11 protein-coding genes are annotated in these 15,843 nt (G+C 72.1%); 9 read left to right on the top strand and 2 right to left on the bottom strand.

Annotated elements, in window-relative coordinates:
• From ACFYPR_RS15220 to ACFYPR_RS15205, 4 genes are all read left to right on the top strand, one after another.
• Nucleotides 1-2,871: a hypothetical protein gene (locus ACFYPR_RS15220; RefSeq protein ID WP_355063300.1), complete on the top strand. Its 2,871-nt coding sequence runs from the start codon at nucleotides 1-3 to the stop codon at nucleotides 2,869-2,871.
• A gap of 117 nt (nucleotides 2,872-2,988) precedes the next feature.
• Nucleotides 2,989-3,588, top strand: a complete 600-nt coding sequence (locus tag ACFYPR_RS15215) for a TetR/AcrR family transcriptional regulator (protein ID WP_355063298.1) — start codon at nucleotides 2,989-2,991, stop codon at nucleotides 3,586-3,588.
• 97 nt (nucleotides 3,589-3,685) lie between these two features.
• Complete coding sequence (locus ACFYPR_RS15210) at nucleotides 3,686-5,023, top strand: biotin carboxylase N-terminal domain-containing protein (RefSeq protein ID WP_355063296.1); 1,338 nt, start codon at nucleotides 3,686-3,688, stop codon at nucleotides 5,021-5,023.
• 141 nt (nucleotides 5,024-5,164) lie between these two features.
• Nucleotides 5,165-6,076, top strand: coding sequence for a hydroxymethylglutaryl-CoA lyase (locus ACFYPR_RS15205; protein ID WP_387181466.1), 912 nt, complete (start codon nucleotides 5,165-5,167; stop codon nucleotides 6,074-6,076).
• Nucleotides 6,077-6,131: 55 nt separating this feature from the next.
• Here ACFYPR_RS15205 and ACFYPR_RS15200 read toward each other — a convergent pair whose 3' ends face one another.
• Entirely contained in the window at nucleotides 6,132-6,704 is a 573-nt protein-coding gene (locus tag ACFYPR_RS15200; RefSeq protein ID WP_387180872.1) for a snapalysin family zinc-dependent metalloprotease, read from the bottom strand.
• A 163-nt stretch (nucleotides 6,705-6,867) separates the two neighbouring features.
• On the opposite strand from ACFYPR_RS15200, the gene ACFYPR_RS15195 reads away from it, so the two are divergent.
• The 3 genes from ACFYPR_RS15195 (at nucleotide 6,868) to ACFYPR_RS15185 (ending at nucleotide 12,546) form a co-directional block, all read left to right on the top strand.
• Nucleotides 6,868-8,400 carry an acyl-CoA carboxylase subunit beta gene (locus ACFYPR_RS15195; RefSeq protein WP_354854908.1) on the top strand — a complete coding sequence of 511 codons (1,533 nt, stop codon included), beginning with the start codon at nucleotides 6,868-6,870 and terminating at the stop codon, nucleotides 8,398-8,400.
• 75 nt (nucleotides 8,401-8,475) lie between these two features.
• Nucleotides 8,476-9,624, top strand: coding sequence for an acyl-CoA dehydrogenase family protein (locus tag ACFYPR_RS15190; protein ID WP_387260434.1), 1,149 nt, complete (start codon nucleotides 8,476-8,478; stop codon nucleotides 9,622-9,624).
• Between the two features lie 228 nt (nucleotides 9,625-9,852).
• Complete coding sequence (locus ACFYPR_RS15185) at nucleotides 9,853-12,546, top strand: ATP-binding protein (RefSeq protein ID WP_387180876.1); 2,694 nt, start codon at nucleotides 9,853-9,855, stop codon at nucleotides 12,544-12,546.
• 340 nt (nucleotides 12,547-12,886) lie between these two features.
• On the opposite strand, the gene ACFYPR_RS15180 is transcribed toward ACFYPR_RS15185, so the two are convergent.
• Nucleotides 12,887-13,387 carry a MarR family transcriptional regulator gene (locus ACFYPR_RS15180; protein WP_354854913.1) on the bottom strand — a complete coding sequence of 167 codons (501 nt, stop codon included), beginning with the start codon at nucleotides 13,385-13,387 and terminating at the stop codon, nucleotides 12,887-12,889.
• 99 nt (nucleotides 13,388-13,486) lie between these two features.
• On the opposite strand from ACFYPR_RS15180, the gene ACFYPR_RS15175 reads away from it, so the two are divergent.
• Both ACFYPR_RS15175 and ACFYPR_RS15170 read left to right on the top strand, forming a co-directional pair.
• Nucleotides 13,487-14,068, top strand: a complete 582-nt coding sequence (locus ACFYPR_RS15175; protein WP_354854915.1) for a YceI family protein — start codon at nucleotides 13,487-13,489, stop codon at nucleotides 14,066-14,068.
• A gap of 285 nt (nucleotides 14,069-14,353) precedes the next feature.
• Nucleotides 14,354-15,832, top strand: a complete 1,479-nt coding sequence (locus ACFYPR_RS15170; protein WP_354854917.1) for a glutamate--cysteine ligase — start codon at nucleotides 14,354-14,356, stop codon at nucleotides 15,830-15,832.
• The last annotated feature ends 11 nt before the right edge of the window (nucleotides 15,833-15,843 follow it).

Raw genomic sequence — 15,843 nt, 5'->3', positions numbered from 1 at the left:
ATGAGCGACGAGGACCTGTGGCGGGTGCTGCGTGGCATCGCCGACATGCCGTACGGGGCGGGGCAGATCGCCGCGCTGGAGCAACTGCTGCGCCGGGTCGACGCCGCCGACGACCGGCACCTCGCCTTCGTCACCCGGATGCAGGCCACCACCGGGTACGTCTACGGCGGTGAGCCGGCGAAGTCGTTCGTGACCTTCTCCTGGTGCCTGTCCGAGTTCGACCGCGACCCGCAGCCCTACCACCAGCGCCACCTGCACCAGTTGCTGTGGCACTTCAAGTACATGGTGTCCGGCCTGCTGAAGTTCCCCGAGGTGCCGCTGGACCGCACGTACGCGGTGCTCGACGACATGGAGCGGCGTTACCGGGCCGGCGGGCACAGCCTGCAGACCGTCCACAAGCACCGGTTCCGGGTCGCCGACCACGTGGGCGACGCCGAGGCCGCCGCGCACTGGTACCGGCTCTGGCAGACCACACCCCGCGACGAGCTGTCCGACTGCGCCGGCTGTGACCCGACGAGTCAGGTGGGCTACCTCGCCGACACCGGGCGGGACGCCGAGGCGGTGGCACTGGCCGAGCCGGTGCTCGCCGGCAGACTGACCTGCACCGAGCAGCCGCAGGCGATCCTCACGGCGCTCCTTCTGCCCTATCTGCGTACCGGCCGAGGTGAGTCGGCGCGCGACGCGCACCGGGAGGCGTACCGCAAGCTGCGCGGCAACCTCGCCGACCTGTGGGACATCGGCGACCACATCGAGTTCTGCACGCTGACCGGCAACGAGGCGCGGGCGGTCGAGCTGGTCGAGCGGCACCTGGACTGGCTGGACCGGCCGCCGTCGCCGGCCGCCGCCATGCACTTCGCGGCGACCGCCGCGGCCGCGCTGCGTCAGGCTGGTGCGGCGACGGTGTACCGCCGGGCCGCCGAGGGCCGGCCGGCCGCCGAGGTGCCCGCGCCGACGCTGGCCGACGAGCTGGCCGGGACCGCGACCGCGCTGGCCGCCCGCTTCGACGCCCGCAACGGCACCACGCACCAGTCGGAGTGGATCGCCCGCCGGCTCGCCGTCCGGCCCAGTGGCGAGCACCTGCCGCTCTCCGCGAGCGTCCGCCGCCGTCCGGCCGATCCAACCGTCGCGCTCGGTGCGGGCATGCCCGCGTCCGTCGACCGAGGTGGCCGGGATCGGGCCGAGGCGCCCGCCGTCACCCTGCCCGCCGAGGCCGACGCGGACGAGCTGCTGACCCTCGCCGAGGAGAGCTGGGGCCGACACGACCGGGCCACGTTCCAGGCGGCGCTGGCCGCGTGCGACGACCGGTTCGGCTCCGCCGACCTGCCGGCGCGTACGGTCGCGCACCGGCTGGCGCTGCGGGCCGCCGAGCGCGGCGACGAGGACGACATCGAGGGCGCGGTCGAGTTGAACCGGGCGGCGCTGGACCTGTACCGCTCGGCGGGCGAGGAGGTGCCCGCCCAGGTGGTCGCCGGGCGGCTCGGCGTGCTGCTGACCAGGGACGACGAGCACGCCGAGGAGGGGCTCGCGCTGGTTCGGGAGGCCGCCGAGGTGCTGGACCGGCTCGGTGACGCCCGGCAGCGGGCCGCGGGGCACGACCGGCTGGCGTTGGCGCTGCTGCACCAGCAACGATGGGCGGACGCCCTCGCGGCGCTGGACCGGGCACCGGCCGACGCGGGTGGCGACCGGCACCTGGCGGCTCGGATCGCGCTGCACCGGGCACACCTGCTGGAGCAGTCCGACCGCGTCGACGAGGCCCGCGCCGCCGCCGAGGAGGCTCGCGGCATTGGTCGTGAGCTGGGCATCGGTGAACTGCTCACGGCGGCCTGCCTGGCCTGGGCGCGGACGGTCGACGACCCGGCGGAGGCGGTGGCCGCCTGCGACGAGGCGCTGCGGGTGGCGCCGGCGGACGCGGAGCTGCCCGTCCGGGTCGCCCGCGCGCGGGCGCTGCTCTCCGCCGGTCGGCCCGCCGACGCGGTGGACGATTTCGTCGAGGCGGTGACGCTCTGCGTGGAGCGCGGCGCCGAGGGGGACGCGTTCCTGCGCTGGGAGCTGGCGAACGCGTACCGGATGGTGGGCCGGCTCGCCGAGGCGGCCGAGGTCGCCGAGGAGGCCGTGCTCGGCCTGGACCGGCTGGGCGCCCAGGCGGAGGCCGACCGCTGTCGGCACCTGCTGGCCGGCGTGTACGCCGGGCTCGGCGAGATCGATCCGGCGCTGGCCCTGCTGGAGCAGTTGTCCACCAACCTGGACGGCCCGGACAACCTCCCGCACCGGGCGCAGGTGCTGGAGGAGGCCGGCGGGATCCTCTACGACGCCGACCGGGACGCGGTTGCCGCCGAGCGGTTCGCCGCCGCCGCCACGGCGTACCGGCTGGCCGACCTGCCGTTGGACGAGCTGCGTGCCCGCCGGAGGGAGGCGTACGCCTGGTTCTGGTCCGACGACCGACCGGCGGCGGTCCGGACCATCGAGCTGGTGGACGGGTTGGCGGCCGCGTTGGCCGGGCAGCCGGAGCCGGAGCCGCCGGTGACGTACGAGCTGGCGATGGCGGCCGAGGCCGGTGCGCGGGTGTTGGTCGGGGAGGGGCGGCCGGACGAGGCGCTGAACCGGCTCGCCGGGGTGCCGGACCGGCTCCGGTCGATCGAGGCGTTCGGCGAGGCGGCCCAGGTCGAGATTCTCGTCGGTGAGCTGCTGCTGCGCCTGGACCGGCCGGCCGAGGCGGAGCCGCTGCTGCGCCGCGTACTCGGTGGGCTCCCGGCCGGCTCGCGGCCGGTCCGCCAGACGGCCTGGCTGCTGGCCCGCGCCCTGGACCTGCTGGATCGACCCACGGAGGCCGCCGCGCTGCGCGCGGAGCACGACCTCGACCCGGACGAGTAGACCTCTTCCCCGACCGGTCGGCCCCCGCCCGAGCGGGGGCCGACCGGTGGCGTGGCGCACGCAACCGACCGGTAACCGCCGCCCCACCGCGGTCGGCTCGCGGTCTACGCTTGCCCCGTGACGGTGGAACAGCAGGCACGGGGTGCGGCGGGTGCGGGCCGGCGCCGGTCCCGCAAGGACGAGATCCTGGAGATCGCGGTCGGTCTGTTCGCCGCCCGTGGCTATCACGGCGTGTCGATGGACGACATCGGTGCGGCAGCCGGGGTGACCGGCCCCGCGCTCTACCACCACTTCGCCGGCAAGGAGGCCATGCTGGCCGCCGCGCTGATCCCGGTCAGCGAGGGGCTGTTGGCCGGCGGCCGGGAACGCGCCGCCGGGCATCCGGACGACCCGCGCAGCGCGCTGGAGTCGCTGATCGACTTCCACGTCGAGTTCGCGCTGGCCAACCCGGCGGTGATCGCACTGCACCTGCACGAGCTGGACCGCCTGCCGGAGGAGCCGCGACGACGGATCCGCCGCCTGCAGCGGATGTACGTCGAGGAGTGGGTGACGGTGCTGACCGCGCTGCACCCGGGCATGCCCGACGGTGAGGCGCGGGTGCTGGCGCACGCCGCGTTCGGCCTGATGAACTCGACCCCGTTCCTGGGCGGCGAGGTGGACCGTCGGCGTCGCGCCGAGCTGCTGCGCGGCGCCACCCTGGCCGCGCTGCTCGCCTGAGCCCTGGCCGCGCTGCTCGCCTGAGCCCCGGCTCGTCAGGAGTGGGCCGGTCGTGGTTCCCTGGCATCGTCCCACCATCCGGACGCCGGGAGGAAACATGATCGAGTCACTGCTGGTCGCCAATCGGGGCGAGATCGCCCGCCGGGTCATCCGGACCGCCAAGCGGCTCGGCATCCGCGCGATCGCGGTGTACTCGGAGGCCGACGCCGACCTGCCCTTCGTCGCCGAGGCGGACGAGGCCGTTCTCATCGGCCCGCCGAACCCGGCCCAGAGCTACCGCAACGTCGAGGCGATCCTCGCCGCCGCGAAGTCGACCGGCGCACAGGCCATCCACCCCGGCTACGGGTTCCTGTCGGAGAACGCCGAGTTCGCCCGTACCGTCGAGGCGAGCGGGCTGATCTGGGTCGGGCCCGGCGCGGACGCGATCACCGCGATGGGCGACAAGATCAATGCCCGGAACCTGATGGCGGCGGCCGGCGTCCCGGTCGCGCCCGGCACCACCGACCCGGCCGCCGACCTGGACGCGGCGGTCGCCGCCGCTGCGGAGATCGGCTACCCGGTGATGGTCAAGGCCGCCGCGGGTGGCGGGGGCATGGGCATGGGCGTGGCCGTCGACGAGGCAGCGCTGCGCTCCGAGTACGACAAGGTGCGCGCGTTCGCCGAGCGGATGTTCGGTGACGGCTCGGTGTTGATCGAGCGGTACTTCCCCCGGGTGCGCCACGTGGAGGTGCAGATCCTCGGCCTGGCCGACGGTCGGGTGGTGGCGCTCGGCGAACGGGAGTGCTCGGTGCAGCGGCGCAACCAGAAGCTGGTCGAGGAGTCGCCGTCCCCGGCGGTCTCGCCGGAGCTGCGGCAGCGTTTCCTGGCCGCGGCGGTGCGCGCCGGTGAGGCCGTGGGTTACCGCAACGCGGGAACTGTCGAGTGTCTGCTCGACCCGACCACGAACGAGTTCTTCTTCCTGGAGATGAACACGCGGTTGCAGGTGGAGCACCCGGTGACCGAGTACGTCTACGGGATCGACCTGGTGGAGGAGCAGTTGCGGGTGGCGTCCGGGCTGGCGCCGACGTTCGACCCGGACGCGTTGACGCCGAGCGGGCACGCGATCGAGATGCGGATCAACGCGGAGGATCCGAAGCGCTTCCTGCCCGGCCCCGGCGTGGTGAAGACCTGGGTGGAGCCCACGGGTGCGGGCGTCCGGGTGGATTCCGGCTACACCGGCGGCAACACGGTCACCCCGTTCTACGACAGCCTGATGGCCAAGCTGATCGTCAGCGGCGACACCCGCGAAGAGGCGTTGGAGCGCGCGAAGGCGGCGGTGGCCGCCTTCCAGATCGAAGGCCCGAAGAACAACCTCCCCTTCTTCGCCGAGCTGCTGGAGAACGAGGAGTTCCTCAGCGGCGCGTACGACACCGGCATCGTCTCCCGCATGCGCTGACCCCGACGTCATCGTTGATCAAGAGGTTCGCGTCAGGATTTCGGTCCCGGATGACGCGAACCTCTTGATCGACACTGGGGGGTGGCATGCTGGGAGAACCCCAGCACAGCTCTGTCACAGTGAGGTGACCCCTTGGCTGAACTGCCAGATTTCGTGTCGATTCGTGAGGTCGGGCCGCGGGACGGGCTGCAGAACGAGGAGCCGATTCCCGTCGACGCGAAGGTGCGGCTGCTCGACGCGCTCTCCGGCACCGGCGTACGCCGGATCGAGGCGGTGTCGTTCGTGCACCCGTTGGCGATCCCGCAGATGGCCGACGCCGACGAGGTGTGGCGGCGGGCCACGAAGGCCGACGGGGTGCGCTACTCGGCGCTGGTGCCGAACACCCGGGGCGCGCAGCGGGCCCTGGCCGCCGGGTTCACCGAGATCGAGGTGGTGGTGTCGGCCAGCGACACGCACAACCGGCGCAACGTCAACCGCTCGACCGACGAGTCGTTGGACGACATCGCCGAGCTGATCGACCTCCTGCACGGGGCGTCCGCGCGGGTCGAGGTGATCGTGGCGACCAGCTTCGGGTGCCCGTACGAGGGGGACATCGACCCGTGGCGGGTCGCCGGCATCGTCGACCGCGTGGTCCGCGACGGCGCGGACCGGGTGGCGTTCGGCGACACGACCGGCATGGCCACTCCGCGTCGGGTCCGTGACCTGCTGACCGCGGTACGCGACCGCAACGCGCACGTGCCGGTGCTGCTGCACTTCCACAACACCCGGGGTACGGCGCTGGCCAACCTGCTGACCGCGCTGGAGCTGGGGGTGACCGAGTTCGACGCCAGCGTCGGCGGCCTGGGCGGCTGCCCGTACGCCCCGGGGGCCAGTGGCAACCTCGCCACCGAGGAGGCCGTGCACATGCTGCACGACATGGGCGTCGACACCGGCATCGACCTGGCTGCCCTGATCGAGGTGGCCGAGCTGGCCGAGGAGCTGCTCGGCAAGAAGCTTCCGTCCGGTGTGCTGCGGGCGGGCCCGCGTACCCGGCTGACGCCGACGCCGAGCTGAGGACGCGACGAAGGGGCCGGCGAACACGCCGGCCCCTTCGTTCGTGCCAGGTCGGTCAGCTCACCGGGGTGAGCACGCTCGGCCAGCTGTCCCGGAAGATGTCCGCGCTGCGGCCGGCGCTGCGCTCGGTGGCGCTGAGGGTGCCGGCGAAGAGGCTGCTCACCCGGTTCGCCTCGGCGGTGCTCGGGTACGGGTTGGTGCAGCTGGTGCCGGCGCTGCCGCCGGACATCAGGATCGCGCAGTTGCCGTTGTAGTTGTCCGGCAGGCCGAGGATGTGCCCGATCTCGTGGGTCATGATCCGCAGCGGGCTGTACTGCGCCGCCTGCTGGGTGTCGATGTAGACCCGGCCGTTGCCGAGGCTGGTCCGCACGGCGTAGGAGCCGCCGCCGGTGATCTGGTAGATCCGCAGGTTGGAGCCGCAGTTCGCGGTAAGCGTCAGGTTCGTGGTGGCGTTGTTCCAGATCGAGGCGGCCTGGTTGGCGGTGCCGGCGTAGGCGCCTGCCTGGCTGGTGTTGTAGCAGATGGTCATCGCGGCGGACGCGGGCGCGGGGTTGGCGACCGTGACGCCGAGCGTGGCAACTGCCGTCGCGACAAACGCGACGGCGAGCCGACCGAGTCGTGAGGTCATCGCTGACTCCTTATCCGGGAGGGGGTGCCAGGAGCCTATCCACAGAGATTAATAGATTTCAATGTTTCGTTCGAAGAAGCGTCGGCCGGTCGTGGGTCGCCGGGAGGTGCGCGAATGCGATAGCCTAACGATCGTTCAGGTCAGTACGGGCGAGGGAGTCGGCGTGACGCTCGACGGTGAGGCGCTGGAGCAACTGCGCAAGCGGGCCCGGTCCGGCGGCGCGGACAAATACCACGCGGCCAACGAGGCCAAGGGCAAGCTCTTCGCCCGCGAACGCGTCGCGCTGCTGGTCGACGAGGGTTCGTTCGTCGAGGACGGCCTCTACGCCAACGCGCTCGCCGACGGGCTGCCCGCCGACGGCGTGGTCACCGGCACCGCCACCATCGACGGGCGGCAGGTCTGCCTGATGGCCAACGACTCCACCGTCAAGGCCGGCAGTTGGGGCGCCCGGACCGTCGAGAAGATCATCCGGATCATCGAGCGGGCGTACGGCGCCGGCGTGCCGATGGTCTACCTGGTCGACTCCGCCGGCGCCCGGATCACCGACCAGGTCGACCTCTTCCCCGGCCGGCGTGGCGCCGGCAAGATCTTCTGGAACCAGGTCCGCGCCTCGGGTTCGATCCCGCAGGTCTGCGCGCTGTTCGGCCCGAGCGCCGCCGGTGGGGCGTACATTCCGGCGTTCTGCGACGTGGTCGCCATGGTCGACGGCAACGCGAGCATGTATCTCGGCTCCGACCGGATGGTCGAGATGGTCACCGGGGAGAAGACCACCCTGGAGGCGATGGGCGGCGCCAAGGTGCACACCGCCGAGTCCGGCGTCGGGCACTTCCTCTGCAAGACCGAGGCCGACGCGCTCGACGTGGTGAAGACCTACCTGTCGTACCTGCCCGCGAACTGGACCCAGGCGCCGCCGGCCGCGCCGGCGGTCGCCGCGCCCGCGAAGGCCGACCTGGCCGCGCTCGTGCCGGCCAGCGAGCGGCAGGCGTTCGACATGCGGCGGTACGTCAAGGGCCTGCTCGACGAGGGCTCCTTCTTCGAGATCCAGGCGCTGTGGGCCAAGGAGCTGACCATCGGGTTCGGCCGCCTCGACGGCCAGGTCGTCGGCGTGCTCGGCAACAACTCGATGTTCAAGGGCGGCGTGCTCTTCGTCGACTCGGCCGACAAGGCGACCCGGTTCGTGCAGCTCTGCGACGCGTTCAACGTGCCGCTGCTCTTCCTCAGCGACGTACCCGGCTTCATGGTCGGCAGCGCCGTGGAGAAGCAGGGCATCATCCGGCACGGCGCCAAGATGATCACCGCGATCTCAGAGGCGACCGTCCCGAAGATCTGCGTGGTGGTCCGTAAGGCGTACGGCGCCGGCCTGTACGCGATGGCCGGCCCCGGCTTCGAGCCGGACGCGACAATCGCGCTGCCCACCGCGAAGATCGCGGTGATGGGCGCCGAGGCCGCCGTGAACGCCGTCTACGCCAACAAGATCGCGGCGATCGAGGACGCGGACGAGCGGGCCGCCTTCGTGGCCGCCAAGCGGGCCGAGTACGAGCAGGACATCGACGTCGTCCGGCTCGCCAGCGAGCTGGTGGTGGACGCCATCGTCGAGCCGCACGACCTGCGTGGCGAGCTGGTCCGCCGCTTCGCCGCTGCGCGTACCAAGGACCGGCACTTCTCCCGGCGTCGGCACGGCGTGACCCCGGTCTGACCCTCGCCCCACCCCCACAGCGATCCGCCTGCGGCGTCACGAGCGCCGGGGCGGCCGTCCACACAGGAGGATGAGATGGACTTCCGGCTCACCGACGAACAAACGGCGCTGCGGGAGAGCGTGCGGGACTTCGCCCGCGAGGTGGTCGCCCCGGTCATCGCCGAGCACTACGAGCAGCACACCTTCCCGTACGAGGTGATCCGGCAGATGGGCAAGATGGGCCTGTTCGGCCTGCCCTTCGGCGAGGAGCACGGCGGCATGGGCGGCGACTACTTCGCGCTCTGCCTGGCCCTGGAGGAGTTGGCCCGGGTCGACTCCAGCGTGGCTATCACGCTGGAGGCGGCGGTCTCACTGGGCGCGATGCCGATCTACCGCTTCGGCACCGAGGAGCAGAAGGCGACCTGGCTGCCCAAGCTGCTCAGCGGCGAGGCGCTGGCCGGTTTCGGTCTCACCGAGCCGGGCACCGGATCCGACGCCGCCGGCACCCAGACGCGCGCCGTGCTGGACGGCGACGAGTGGGTGATCAACGGGTCGAAGGCGTTCATCACCAACTCGGGGACCGACATCACGGCCCTGGTCACCGTCACCGCCGTGACCGGCATGAACGCGGACGGCTCCAAGGAGCTGTCGACGATCATCGTGCCCACCGGTACGCCCGGATTCACGGTGGCCCCCGGTTACTCCAAGGTCGGGTGGACCGCCTCGGACACCCACGAGTTGACCTTTGACGACTGTCGGGTGCCCGCCGCCAACCTCCTCGGTGCCCGCGGCCGAGGGTTCGCCCAGTTCCTGCGGATCCTCGACGAGGGCCGGATCGCGATCGCCGCACTGGCCGTCGGCCTCGCGCAGGGCTGCGTCGACGAGTCGATCAAGTACGCGCAGGAGCGGGAGGCGTTTGGCCGCCCGATCGGCGCCAACCAGGCCATCCAGTTCAAGATCGCCGACATGGAGCTGAAGGCGCACACCGCCCGGCTGGCCTACTACGACGCCGCCGCCCGGATGCTGGCCGGTGAGCCGTTCAAGCGACAGGCCGCCATCGCGAAGCTGCACGCGAGCACCATCGCGGTGGACAACGCCCGGGAGGCGACCCAGATCCACGGCGGGTACGGCTTCATGAACGAGTACCCGGTCGCCCGGTTCTGGCGGGACTCCAAGATCCTGGAAATCGGCGAGGGCACCAGCGAGGTGCAGCGCATGATCATCGCCCGCGACCTGGGTCTCTGAACCACCCACACCACACCTGGACGCGGCCCGGTCCCGCTCCGCCTCTCCCTGCCCGCCACCGGCCGGCCGTCTGCCACCGGCCGGCCGTTCGACGCCGGCTTGCTGTCTGACGCCGGCTTGCCGTCGTGGGCCGGCCAGCCGTTCGGCTGTCGGATTTTCGGCGAGCGGACGTCGGCAGACCGACGTTCGACTGCCGATGGTCGGAGTCGATCCGTACTCTTCGTGGCCATGACTCCGGAGCATGATCGGTCGCGGAGCCCGGCCGGTCGTAGCGGGCTGCCGGAACTGCTGCGTGCGCACCGGCGCGCGGCCGGCCTGACTCAGGCGGAGCTGGCGTCCCGTGCCGGGGTCGGCGTGCGGACGGTGCGGGACCTGGAGCGCGGCCGGTCGGTCCGGCCGCAGCGCACCACAGTCGAGTTGCTGGCCACGGCGTTGGAGTTGGCCGGCGCGACCCGGGCGGCGTTCCTGGCGACGGCCCGCGGCGCCGCCGGCGGTGAGTCGCCCCGGCCGGACGTCATCTCGGGCACGCTCGGGGTTGGCGCCGGTGTCACGTCCACAGCCGGAGCCGCCCGGGCCGCCGCTCGGGTGGCCCTCCCCCCACCGGTAGCCCTGATCGGCCGCGACCGCGACGTCACCGAGCTGGCCGGAATGCTGACCGCGGAACGCGGCCCCCGACTGGTGAGCCTGGTCGGGCTGGCCGGGGTCGGCAAGACCGCGCTCGCGCTCGCCGTTGCCCACGCAGCCGCCCGCGCACATCCGGGCGGTGTGGCCGGCGTGCTGGTCGGCGAGGGCTCGGACGGACCGGACGTGCTCGCCGCCACGATGACCGTCCTCGGCGCGGCCCGGCTGCCGGAACTCGTCGCCCGGCTCGCCGGACGGCCGGCACTGCTGGTCATGGACGCGGTCGAGCGCGCCCCCGGCCCGGTGGCCGAGACCCTGCACCGGCTGGGCATCGTGCTGCCGTCGTTGCGGGTGCTGGTCACCGGACGGCACCCGGTCGGGCTGCCCGGTGAACGGGTCTGGCCGTTAGCCCCGCTCGAGGTGCCGCCGCCGGACGCCGAGCACTCCGGGCCGGCCACGCTCGGCTCGTGGCCGGCGGTCGCGCTGTTCACCGCGCGGCTCGCCCAGGTCCGTCGGGAGCCGCCGACTCCGGACGAGCTGCCGGCGTTGGCCGCCCTGGTCCGTCGGCTGGGCGGCCTGCCGCTGGCCATCGAGCTGATGGCCGCCCGGGGCCGGTTGCTCGACCTCACCGAACTGCTCGATCGGTACGGCGATCGCGTGCTCGACCTGACCACCTCGGCCGACCCGGCGGCCCGTAACCGCTGGGACGGGCCGGAGGCGGCCACCCGCCGCCCGTATGCCACCGATGCCACCCGGGCGGCGGTGGCGGTGACCCTGCGGGACGCGGTGGCGACCAGCTACCGACTGCTCGCGCCGGATGAGCGCGACGCGCTGCGGCGGCTTGCCATGTTCGGCAACCGGTGGTCGGTGGAGCTGGCCGAGGAGATGCTCGCCGACGAGGCCGACCGGGACGGTACGGTCGCCATCGATCCGGTCCCGCTGCTGGACCGCCTCGTCGAGCTCGGCCTGCTGAGCGTTCGCGGCACCGGGCCGTTCCGGTTCCGCCTGCTCGACGCGGTTCGTGACTTCGCCATCGAGCAGGCCGTGGGCAGTGGTGAGCTGACCTGCGTACGGCGTCGGCATGCGGAGGTGGTCGCCCGCCTCGTGGCGCGGACCGCCTCCGACCTGGCCGGCCCCCGGATGCTCGACGCCGTGCACCGGCTCGACGAGGTGAGCAGCGACATCAGCACGGCGCTGGCCCACGCGGCCACCGACGACCCGCTGACCGCGCTCCGTCTGGCGGCCTGCCTGCCCCGCTGGTGGCGCTTCCGGGGGCGCGATGTCGCCGGGCGGCAGTGGCTGCGGCGGTTGCTGGCCGACCCCCGAACCGCGGACGCGGACCCGATCCTTCGCGGCTGGGCCAGCCTCGGGGTGGCCCGGCTCGCCGCCGAGCACGGTGCCGAGGTCGACGAGTTGCCGACGGCGCGGGCCGCGTTGGAGGCGTTCCGACAGGCCGGCGACGTGACCGGCGAGCTGGAGGCGCGCAGCGTGCTCGGCGCGCTGCTGACCACCGTCGGCGGGCACGACGAGGCCCGGGAGCAGGCCGAGGCGGTGCTCCGGCTCGCCGCCCGCAACGGGCGGACCCGGGAGCTGGCGGTGGCGCAGAACAGCCTCGCCTGGCACGAGATCCGCATCGGTGACCTGGGCGCGGCACGCCGTCGGCTGGCTGCCGTGGACCGGCTCGCCGCCGAGGGCGGTGAGCAGCGGTTGCGGGTGTTGGCCTGGGCCAACCGGGCCGAGGTGTCCCGCCTGGAGGGCCGGTACGCCGATGCCGTCGACCAGGGCCGGCGCGCGGCGTCGGCACTGTTCGAGTTGGGTGACCCGGGGCATCGACGGCGGGTGCTCGGGACGGTCGGATTGGCGCTCGCGCAGGACGGGCGTGCCACGGAGGCGACCGAGGTGCTGACCGAGCTGCGCGCGGGGGGCGCCGAGGCGACAGTTGTCGTGGCGGGCCAGCAGTGGGTGGAGCGGGTCGGACTCCCGCGACCGCGCTCGGACGACACGGTGTTGTCCTGGGGCGGGCCGGAGGCGGGTATCTGTGCGCTGATCGAGGGGAACCTGGCACTGCACCGGGGTGACCGGGAACTGGCGGCGGAGTGGTTCGCCGCCGCTGCCGAGGCCGGTCACGATCGGCGGGACGTGGTGGAGGCGCTGGTGGGCCTCGCCGCGAGCACGTCGGACCCGGCGGTTCTCGATCGTCTCGACCGGGTCTGCGAGGAGAGTGGCATCCGGTTGCTGCCGCAGGAGTCCGGGCTGCTCTATGCGCTGATGGCCGCGCGGGGCGGGTCCGTCGAGCGCTAGTTGGGCGCCCGTCGGTGGCCGGCCCGATGGAGAGTGGCGCGAGCGAAGAGCCCCCTTGGTGCTACCCCTCGCTGTTCGCCCGCGCCGTCACCCCCCGGTGATTCCCCGGTGGACGAAAGCCTGCCACCGCTGCCGGGGTGGAAGGTGCTCTTCAAGAGGTTTGTCCGGTCTGCAAAGTCAGTTCTGCCGGTCTTTCTGCCGGTGCTGCCGGCACCCGCCGCACGCCTCGGTCGACCGCCCGGACGTCGCCCCGACACGGCTCGACCGCCGCTGGCGACACGGGTGGCCGCCGTCCGGTGAGGTCGGGCGGCCACGGTCGGTCAGGCCCGGGTGTCAACGGTCAGGCCGGGTCGCAGTCGTCGGCCACTTCCTGGTCGGTGCTGCCGGCGGTGGCACCGGGATGGACGGCGTCCCGCACTCGGCGCAGGCCGTCGAGCAGTGCCGCCAGAGCCTCGGGGTCGAGCTGGCCGGTGAACCACTGCTCGATGATCCGCAGATGGCCGGGCAGCGTCTCGTCGAGCCGCTGCATGCCGGCCGCGGTGACCACCGCGTACGAGCTGCGGCGATCGTTCGGGCAGGCTCGGCGGGTGAGCAGCCCGTCGCGTTCCATCCGGTCCACCACACGGGTCACCCCGCTGGTGGACAGTGACGTCTGCGCGGCGAGGTCGGTCATCCGCAGCTGGTTACCGGGTGAGCGGGCCAGTCGAGTGATCACCTCGAACTCGACCGTGGAGAGGTCGTGCTCCTCGAGTTGGGCGGCGAACCGGGCCGAGAGCCCGGCGTGGACCTCGTAGAGGAGGCCAACCGCGGTGATCCGGGGGTCGTCGAACACGTTGGTCACTCGTTAACCCTACCAGTCCTTGACAGAGGGAATGTTGTTGCGGTTATATTTGCTCAAGCAGTCGTTGGGCTACTAAACAATCTTCTGGAGGACACCAGCATGACCAGCAGCATCGATGCGGTTACCCGCGACTGGGACGGCCTCACCATCCCGACGGCCGGCACCTACGTGCTGGACGCGGCGCACAAGCGGGTCGGCTTCGTCGCCCGGCACATGATGGTGAGCAAGGTCCGCGGTGAGTTCAAGGAGGCGACCGCCACCATCACCGTCGCCGAGGACCCGCTGCAGTCCTCGGTCGTCGCCACCATCCAGGGTGCCAGCATCGACACCACCCAGGGCGACCGGGACGCGCACCTGCGCAGCCCCGAGTTCCTGGACGTCGAGAAGTACCCGACCCTGGAGTTCCGCAGCACCGGCGTCAAGTCCCGCCGCGGCAACGAGTTCGTGCTCACCGGTGAGCTGACGATCAAGGACGTCACCCGTCCGGTGGAGCTGGAGGTCGAGTTCGAGGGCGTGGGTCGCAGCCCGTTCGGCCAGGACATCTTCGGCTTCTCCGCGAGCACCGAGATCGACCGCGAGGAGTTCGGCCTGACCTGGAACGTCACCCTGGAGACCGGTGGCGTGCTGGTCGGCAAGAAGATCAAGATCGAGATCGAGGGCGAGGCCGTCCGCCAGGCCTGATCCCACGGATCACCGGTACGCCGGGCCCGCGCCGCACGTCGGCGCGGGCCCGGCGTCGTCCGTACCGAGGGCGTGTGAATTGTCACGACTTGTTGGCACCGCCACGGGGTCCGGCGCGGCAGCGACGGGGTAGAGATGGCGCCACGAGCGCATCCGCTCCGGCCAGCGTCGGATCACCGTCGTCGGCCTCTGGCCCTGGCCAGGCGAGCGCTCTTAACGTGGATGGTTCACAATGCGCTTTCCGGGACGGCAGGATCCCGACCGCGCCGGTTGTCGGGAGGACACATGGGCAGGGACGTCTCGCAGGGCGCCTTCACCCGGGAGGACCGCGTCCGCTACCGGCAGAAGGTCCGGCGGTGTCTGGACGTCTTCGCCCTGATGCTCGACGACTTCGGGTTCGACGCCGACCGGCCGATGACCGGCCTGGAGATCGAGCTGAACCTGGTCGACTCGCGGGCCGAGCCGGCGATGCGCAACGAGGAGATCCTCGCCGACATCGCCGATCCGCTGTTCCAGACCGAGCTGGGGCAGTTCAACCTGGAGTTGAACGCCGAACCCCGACTGATCGAGGGCGCCGGTCTCGCCGACTACGAACACGACCTGCGTAGCAGCCTCACCCGGGCCGACGAGCGCGCGGCCAAGTCCGACGCGAAGATCGTCCTGGTCGGCATTCTGCCCACCCTCACCGAGGGTCACCTGGTCGAGGACAATCTCTCCACCAACGAGCGCTACCGGGTGCTCAACGACCAGATCGTCGGCGCCCGGGGCGAGGCCATCGAACTCGACATCCGTGGCGTCGAGCAGTTGCAGACGCACACCGACTCGATCGCCCCCGAGGCGGCCTGCACGAGTCTCCAGTTCCACATCCAGGTCGCGCCGGACAGCTTCGCCGACTACTGGAACGCGTCCCAGGCCATCGCCGGTGTGCAGGTGGCGGTCGGAGCGAACTCGCCCTTCCTGTACGGCCGCCAACTCTGGGCCGAAACCCGTATCGCCCTGTTCAAGCAGGCCACCGACACCCGCCCGGAAGAACTCAAGGCTCAGGGCGTACGCCCCCGGGTCTGGTTCGGTGAGCGGTGGATCACCTCGATCTTCGACCTGTTCGAGGAGAATGTGCGGTACTTCCCGCCGCTGCTGCCGATCTGCGAGGACGAGGACCCGGTGGAGGTGCTGCACGCCGGCGGAGTGCCCCAACTGGGCGAGCTGCGGCTGCACAACGGCACCGTCTACCGCTGGAACCGCCCGGTCTACGACATCATGAACGGCCGCCCGCACCTGCGGGTGGAAAATCGCGTGTTGCCCGCCGGTCCGACGGTGGTGGACATGCTTGCCAACGCGGCCTTCTACTTCGGGCTGGTCCGTGGTCTGGCCGAGGCGGACCGGCCGATCTGGAGTCAGCTCACCTTCAGCTCGGCCGAGGAGAACTTCCACGCGGCGGCCCGACGTGGTCTGGACGCCGTGCTGCACTGGCCCCGGTTCGGTGACGTACCGGTCACCAAGCTGGTGCTGGAGCAGTTGCTGCCCGTCGCCGCGACCGGCCTGGACGGGTTCGGCGTCGACCCGGCGCAGCGGGACCGGCTGCTCGGCATCATCGAGCAACGCTGTCGTACCGGCCGCAACGGCGCCGTCTGGCAGACCGAGGCGGTCTGGGCGGCGGAGCGCCACCGGGGCATGGACCGCAGCGCCGCCCTGCACCACATGGTGCAGCGCTACGCGGAACTCCAGCGCTCCAACGAACCGGTCCACACCTGGCCCGTCGACTGAGCGCAACCCGC

Origin of the sequence: Micromonospora sp. NPDC005254 (assembly GCF_042872525.1) — a bacterium.
In the GTDB taxonomy this organism is placed as follows: domain Bacteria; phylum Actinomycetota; class Actinomycetes; order Mycobacteriales; family Micromonosporaceae; genus Micromonospora.
The sequence above is the reverse complement of the archived record's forward strand: the minus strand, read 5'-3'. Positions and strand labels throughout refer to the sequence as shown.

Excerpts from the sequence above, each read along its gene's own strand:
- ACFYPR_RS15220 (WP_355063300.1), top strand. The coding sequence starts at position 1 with ATGAGCGACGAGGACCTGTGGCGGGTGCTGCGTGGCATCGCCGACATG.
- ACFYPR_RS15210 (WP_355063296.1), top strand. The coding sequence starts at position 3,686 with ATGATCGAGTCACTGCTGGTCGCCAATCGGGGCGAGATCGCCCGCCGG.
- ACFYPR_RS15200 (WP_387180872.1), bottom strand. The coding sequence starts at position 6,704 with ATGACCTCACGACTCGGTCGGCTCGCCGTCGCGTTTGTCGCGACGGCA.
- ACFYPR_RS15190 (WP_387260434.1), top strand. The coding sequence starts at position 8,476 with ATGGACTTCCGGCTCACCGACGAACAAACGGCGCTGCGGGAGAGCGTG.
- ACFYPR_RS15185 (WP_387180876.1), top strand. The coding sequence starts at position 9,853 with ATGACTCCGGAGCATGATCGGTCGCGGAGCCCGGCCGGTCGTAGCGGG.
- ACFYPR_RS15175 (WP_354854915.1), top strand. The coding sequence starts at position 13,487 with ATGACCAGCAGCATCGATGCGGTTACCCGCGACTGGGACGGCCTCACC.
- ACFYPR_RS15170 (WP_354854917.1), top strand. The coding sequence starts at position 14,354 with ATGGGCAGGGACGTCTCGCAGGGCGCCTTCACCCGGGAGGACCGCGTC.